We start from the raw sequence: 5,610 nt of genomic DNA, 5'->3' as shown, positions 1-5,610 counted from the left end.
GGCGTCTACCGTGTTATACCGCCGCGCCTTCGAACGGACCCGTTCGGAGGCGCAAGGCAAGCCCGAACGGGCGCCGGCGCTGATGCGCCGGACGCCTTCGCATCGACGTGTCGATGCCAAGGCGCGAGGGTATTAGATGACCTCGGCTGACCAGGGGCGGGATCAGTGTCCGGCCGTCTCTTGCGCGCGATCGCGAGGCGTCTGCTGCGGATCACCCTCCAGCCCGAAACCGATTACGAAGAGTGTCCGTAACGGCACGGGCCGCGCTCCTTCCGGAGCGCGGCCCGCATCGTGTTCAGTGGGATCGGTCAGCGCGACGGGCCCGGCCCGCTCACTCGCCGCCGATCGCCGCCTTGGTGCGCGACCACCAGCCGGCCCGCTTCGGGCGATCCGGGTCGGGCGGGGTGAGCACGACCGCAACCGGCTCCGGCTCCGGCGCGGGAGGCGTCGCCTCGGCGGCGGGCTCGGCCGCCGTTTCCGCTTCCGCCGTCTCCGTTGCCGGCTCGGACGACCCGACGGGCGCCGGGGCCTCGATCGCCTCGACGGTCAGGGCCTCGCGCTCGATCGCCGGAAGGTCCGACGCCGCCACCGGTGCGCCCACCGCCGTGGGCGGGGGGCCGGCGATCTCGTCGAGGGCGACGATCTCCTCGGCCAGGGCGTCCTGCACCAGGCTGCCGCCGGTCGGGCCGTCGCCGTCCAGCTCCGCTCCGGCCACGACCTCGTCGCCGATCGAGCCGCCGGTCTCCTCGAAGCGCTCGCGCCCGCGGCCGCCGCGACGCCCGCGCCGGCGGCGCCGGCTCAGGGCCTCCTCGCGGCTCTCGCGCTCGTCGCGCGCCCGCACCTCGCCGTCCTCGGTGATCGGGATCGACACCGCCTCGGCGGTCTCGGTCTCGGCCTCGTCGGCCTCGTCACCCTCCGTCTCGGCCTCGTCGGCGCCGGAGCGCTCGCCGCGGCCCCGCCGCCGGCGCCGACGCCGGCGGCGCTTGCCGCCGCCCTCGTCCTCGCCGCGGGGCGCGCCCTCGGCGGCCTCGTCGTCGGATTCCGCCTCGGCCTCGGCCTCGGCCTCCGTCTCGGCCTCGCCGGTCTCCTCGACGACCTCCTCGTCCTCGTCCTCCTCCTCGAGCGGCGGCGGCACCACCGCCTCGGCCCGGATGCTGGTCACGGCGCGCGGCTCGACCCGCTGGGCCGGCTCGCCGCGCTCGAGGTGGAAGGCCGAGGTCGCGGCGAGGCGCTCATCGGCCGAGATGATGATGGCGACGCCGAAGCGCGTCTCGAGCTCGCGCAGGTGGGCGCGCTTCTGGTTGAGGATGTAGAGCGCCACCTCGGTGCGGGTCCGCAGCACCAGGTTGTGGGAGCTCGACTTGATCAGCGCTTCCTCGATCGCCCGCAGGATCAGCAGGGCCACCGAGGCGGTCGCCCGCACGAAGCCCGAGCCGCCGCAATGCGGGCAGGGCACCGAGGACGATTCCAGCACGCCGGTGCGGATGCGCTGGCGCGACATCTCCAACAGGCCGAACGGCGAGATCCGGCCGACCTGGATGCGGGCGCGGTCGTTCTTCAGGCACTCGTTCAGCTTCTTCTCGACGGCGCGGTTGTTCCGCTTCTCCTCCATGTCGATGAAGTCGATGACGATCAGCCCGGCGAGGTCGCGCAGGCGCAGCTGGCGCGCCACCTCCTCGGCGGCCTCCAGGTTCGTCTTGAGGGCGGTGTCCTCGATGTCGTGCTCGCGGGTGGCGCGCCCCGAGTTCACGTCGATCGAGACCAGGGCCTCGGTCGGGTTGATGACGAGGTAGCCGCCCGAGCGCAGGGAGACGTGGTTGGAGAACATCGCGTCGAGCTGCTGCTCGATGCCGAAGCGGGCGAAGACCGGGACCGGGTCGCGGTAGGGCTTCACCACCTTCGACTGCGTTGGCATCAGCATCCGCATGAAGTCCTTGGCCTCGCGGTAGGCCTCCTCGCCCGCGACCAGAACCTCGTCGATGTCCTTGTTGTAGAGGTCGCGGATGGCGCGCTTGATCAGCGAGCCCTCCTCGTAGACGAGCGCCGGCGCGGAGGAGGACAGCGTCAGCTCGCGCACGCTCTCCCACAGGCGCATCAGGTACTCGAAGTCGCGCTTGATCTCCGGCTTGGTGCGCGAGGCGCCGGCCGTGCGCAGGATGACGCCCATCCCCTCGGGCACCTCGAGGTCGGTGGCGATCTCCTTCAGGCGCTTGCGGTCGGCCGCGCTGGTGATCTTGCGCGAGATGCCGCCGCCCCGGCCGGTGTTCGGCATCAGCACCGAGTAGCGGCCGGCGAGCGACAGGTAGGTGGTGAGCGCCGCGCCCTTGGTGCCGCGCTCCTCCTTGACGACCTGGACCAGGATGACCTGCCGGCGCTTGATCACCTCCTGGATCTTGTAGTGCCGGCGCGGGGCGCGGGGCCGCTCGGGGATCTCGGCCAGGGCGTCGCCGCGGCCGCCCACCTGCTCGACGACCGGCTCCTCGTGGTCCTCGTCCTCGTCGTCGTCCTCGTCGCCTTCGTCCTCGTCATCCTCGTCGTCGGATTCGTCCTCGTCATCCGAGTCGTCATCCTCGTCGTCGGACCCGGCCAGGGTCTCGCCGGCCTCGTCCTCGTCGTCCTCTTCGTCCTCATCCTCGTCGGCGTCGGCCTCCGCGGCATCGACCGGCTGCGAGGCGGCGACGGGCTGGGGCAGCACGACCGCGTCAGCCGCATCCGGCGCCTCGGCCGTTGTCTCGGCGGCCGCATCCTCCGCATGGGCGGCCGCGACCGACGCGTCGGGCGCCGTCTCGGCGGCGGGGGCCGTCTCGGTCACGCCCTCATGCGACGGGGCGGCCTCGGCGGCGGGAGCCTCCGCGGCAGACGTCTCGGCAGCAGGCGTCTCGGCGGCAGCGGGCTCGGCCGCGAGGATCTCGGTGGCGGGTGTCTCCGCGGTCGGGGCCTCGGCCCCGTCCTGCGGCGCGGCCGCACCGGCCTCGCCGGCCGAGGCGGTCTCCTGCGCCGGGTGCTCGCCGGTCTCGGGCTCGAAACCCTCGGGCGCCTGGCCCTCGGCGGCCTGCGCGGCGTCGTCCACCGAGCCCGCGACGGCCTCGGGCGCGGCGCCGTGCTGCGCGTCCGTCTCCGCTGCGCCGCTCTCGTGCGCGCCGCTCTCCTGCGCTTCTTCGGCGGGGGCGCTCACCACGGCGTCGGCCGGGCGCGACGAGGCCTCGGCCCGGCGGCCGCGGCGCCGGCGACGGCGGGGCTGCTGCTCGCTGCGCTCCTGGCGCTCGGGGCGCTCCTCGTGCTCGCGCTCGGCCCGCGCCTCCTCCTCGAGGAGCGCCATCCGGTCGGCGATCGGGATCTGGTAGTAGTCGGGATGGATCTCGCTGAAGGCGAGGAAGCCGTGGCGGTTGCCCCCGTACTCGACGAAGGCGGCCTGCAGCGACGGCTCGACCCGCGTGACCTTGGCGAGGTAGATGTTGCCCCGCAGCTGGCGGCGGCTAGCGGACTCGAAGTCGAATTCCTCGACCTTGGAACCCTTGACCGTCACCACCCGGGTCTCTTCCGGGTGGGCGGCATCGATGAGCATCTTGTTGGCCATGACGAACTTTCGGCATGGCGATCAACGGCAGCGCCGCTGGACGGGGCCATCCGGGAATGGACCTCGAGGACATGAACCTCGGGGATCCTGGCCGTGCGCGGGAGGACGAGCCTCCGTAGTCCGGTGCCGCCCCGGGCGCGGAGATCCGCGCCGGGAGGGTTCTCCCGTGCCGCGTCCGATCGGGCGCGGCGGATGATGTCGTGCGGGGGGTGCCGTCAATCGCCGCTGCGCGCATCCACGCGCGCGAGGGGTTGACGATGGCCGGGGGCAGGGAGCGCGGACGGGCGCGACGCCGGACGCGTGCGCCGGGGACGGCAGCTTCGAAATCCGAGGCTGTGCGTCCACGCATACTCCCACCGACCTTTCGAATCGAGGCGCCCGGACCTCGAGGTCCGGCGGCCGTTGGAAAACGGGCGACGACGTTCACGAACGCCGACGCGGATCACGCGACACCTGCCCGGCACGCTGATCGTCGGACGATCTGCCGGCGGCCGGCCTGCGCCGAAGCCGCTGCGAGAGCGCCCGGGCGGGCCCGCGGGCCGCGGCGGAGAGGCCGGCGGCAACGGGCAGGGGTCGTTACCATTACAGAGTGTCCGGCGGAATTTGCAAGCACCATCGCCGCATCGGCCGCGGGCGGCCGGCGGGCCGGCTGTTTCCCGGCGGCCACAGCGGGCCGCCGGCGATCCGAAGCCCTTTGCGATGCGTTAACCATGGCGCGGTTATCGCGTAACCGGGATGCCGCCTGAAGTCGCCGCGAGACCATGCCGACACGCGCACGTCCGATCCGCCTGCTCGCCCGCGCCGCCATCCTGGCCGCGGCCCTCGGCCTGCCGGCCGCCGCCGGAGCCGCCCCGCCCGCGCCGGAGCGGCCCGTCGCCGAGCGTCCCGGGTCCGAACGTCCGGGCTCCGAGCGCCCCGCCGTGGCGATCGCCGCCGAGACGGGAGCCGCCCCCGAGGGCGGCACCCGCCTGACCGTGGTGCTGTCCCGGCCGGTCGAGGCCCGGGCCTTCGTGATGGAGCGGCCGGACCGCGCGATCGTCGACCTGCCGGAGGTGAACTTCCAGCTGCCCCCCGAGGCCGGGCGCAAGCGCGACGGCCTCGTCGCCTCGTACCGCTACGGCCTGTTCGCGCCCGGGCGCTCTCGGATCGTCATCGACCTCGCCCAGGCCGCCACGGTGGCACGGGTCGCGACCTCGACCCGGCCGCGGGACGGAGCGACGCTGCTCACCATCGATCTCGCCCGCAGCGACCGCGAGGCCTTCCGGCGCGCCTCCCAGCCGCCGGAGCCCGCCCGTCCGGCGGGCCCGCCGGCCCGGGAGGCCGTCGATGCGCGTCCCCTCGTGATCATCGATGCCGGCCACGGCGGCATCGATCCGGGGGCAATCGCGGGCAACGGCGTCTACGAGAAGGACATCGTGTTCGGCGTCGCGCAGGGGCTGGTGAAGCGCCTGGAGGCCGCGGGCAAGATCCGGGTGCAGATGACCCGGGACCGCGACGTGTTCGTCCCGCTCGCCGACCGGGTGCGCATCGCCCGCGACGCCAAGGCCGACCTGTTCGTGTCGATCCACGCCGATTCGATTTCCGCGGCGCCGCAGGTCCGGGGCGCCACGATCTACACCGGGTCGGAGCGGGCGACCGACGCCGAGTCGGCCCGGCTGGCCGACCGCGAGAACAAGGCCGATGCCGCTGCCGGCGCCGACCAGGGCGAGGGCCCGGGCGACGTCGCCGACATCCTGCAGGAGCTGACCCTGCGGGAGACCCGCGGCTTCTCGGCCCGGTTCGCGCAGGGGCTGCTCGGCCGCCTCTCCGGCGTGATGGAGATGAGCGTGAAGCCCCACCGCGAGGCGGGCTTCCGGGTGCTGCGCTCCCCCGACGTGCCCTCGGTGCTGGTGGAGCTCGGCTACCTGTCGAGCAAGCGCGACCTCGACCTGCTGCTCTCCGACGAGTGGCGCGGCAACGTCACCGCCCAGATGGCGGGCGCGATCGAGGCCTTCTTCGCCGCCCGACTGCCGCCCGCCGTGACCGCCCGCGGG

General features: G+C 73.9%; 2 protein-coding genes. One reads left to right on the top strand and one right to left on the bottom strand.

Annotated elements, in window-relative coordinates:
- Positions 1-331: 331 nt before the first annotated feature.
- On the bottom strand, positions 332-3,577 hold the full coding sequence (locus VQ02_RS32910; protein ID WP_048448485.1) for an Rne/Rng family ribonuclease: 3,246 nt from the start codon (positions 3,575-3,577) through the stop codon (positions 332-334).
- A gap of 761 nt (positions 3,578-4,338) precedes the next feature.
- On the opposite strand from VQ02_RS32910, the gene VQ02_RS32905 reads away from it, so the two are divergent.
- A partial coding sequence (locus tag VQ02_RS32905; protein WP_048448484.1) for an N-acetylmuramoyl-L-alanine amidase occupies positions 4,339-5,610 on the top strand: 1,272 nt, incomplete at its 3' end.

The sequence above is a fragment of the Methylobacterium variabile genome (assembly GCF_001043975.1).
GTDB classification, from domain to species: domain Bacteria; phylum Pseudomonadota; class Alphaproteobacteria; order Rhizobiales; family Beijerinckiaceae; genus Methylobacterium; species Methylobacterium variabile.
Note: the sequence above shows the minus strand (reverse complement) of the source record. Positions and strands in the feature narration are given on the sequence as shown.

Excerpts from the sequence above, each read along its gene's own strand:
- VQ02_RS32910 (WP_048448485.1), bottom strand. The coding sequence starts at position 3,577 with ATGGCCAACAAGATGCTCATCGATGCCGCCCACCCGGAAGAGACCCGG.